The organism is Flavobacterium bomense (assembly GCF_003970355.1).
On sequence record NZ_RYDJ01000227.1, the window covers coordinates 1 to 1108 of the forward strand.

Genomic DNA, 1108 nt, shown 5'->3' on the forward strand with positions numbered 1-1108 from the left:
GACTCGTGACGATTAACCAAAGTTTGAAAAGCTATTTCCATCACTTTACTATCCAATAAGCCATCAAAATCTAATGCATACAATAGGTTAAAGGCTCTGTTTGCATCATCTCCACCGAAATAACAAGAAGTCCATATTTCAGACTGCGATTTTGTAGTATAAATTACGGTTTCAATATCACCAGAAAGTGGAATTAATTGATTTTTATTATGAGTATTTGATTGATCATTCATTGTGATGTCTAAATGTGGTTAAGTACTTATTTTGAGGCCTAAATGTATGTATATAATTTATATTTATAGGTGTCTAAAATGTATGCTTGATAACTAAAAGTTATGTTCAATTTTTTTTATCTCTCTATTGGAAACAAAATTATTTTATTTCTTGAAATTATAGATTTTAAAAATTTAGATGTATTAGGTTTGCCCTTAGTTATATTAAATTTTGTTTTCTTTGATTAATAATTTGGCGAATTTTTCAATAGTTGAATGTTTAAATACAGCAGAAAGAGGTATTCGGATACCTGTCTTTTTCTGAATTTTAACGACTATGGTTACTGCAATAATGGAATGCCCTCCTATTTCAAAAAAGTTGCTGAAGATATCAATACGTTCTTTTTTTAGATTTTCTTCCCAAATTTCCGCTACTAACTTTTCTTCAGTTGTTCGAGGCGCAGTATATTCTTGGTTGCTTTCCGAATTGGATTTATATTCTAATAAAGCTGTTCGATCTACTTTATCATTAAGTGTAGTTGGCATTTTTTCTAAAATATGAAATTCGTGTGGCACCATAAATGCTGGTAATTGTGAGGCCAATTCATTTCGCCATAATCGAATCTCATCTAATTCGTTTTCTATTTCAGAATTTGCAATAATAAATGCAATAAGAATATCGGTTTTAGCTACAACAATAGCCGATTTAATACCGTCAATTGCCATTAAAGCAAGTTCTATTTCCCCAATTTCAATTCGATGACCTCTCACTTTAACTTGATGATCTATACGCCCAAGACACACAACTTCATTACTAGGGAGTAGTTTTCCTATGTCGCCTGAAAGATACATTATGTCACCTTTTTTATTTGTAAACTTATTCGGAATATATTTTT

General features: G+C 30.4%; 2 protein-coding genes. Both read right to left on the minus strand.

What is annotated here, in order from left to right:
* A partial coding sequence (locus EKL98_RS16930) for a hypothetical protein (protein WP_148104468.1) occupies positions 1-233 on the minus strand: 233 nt, incomplete at its 3' end.
* A gap of 204 nt (positions 234-437) precedes the next feature.
* A partial coding sequence (locus EKL98_RS16935; RefSeq protein WP_233589492.1) for a phosphopantetheine-binding protein occupies positions 438-1108 on the minus strand: 671 nt, incomplete at its 5' end.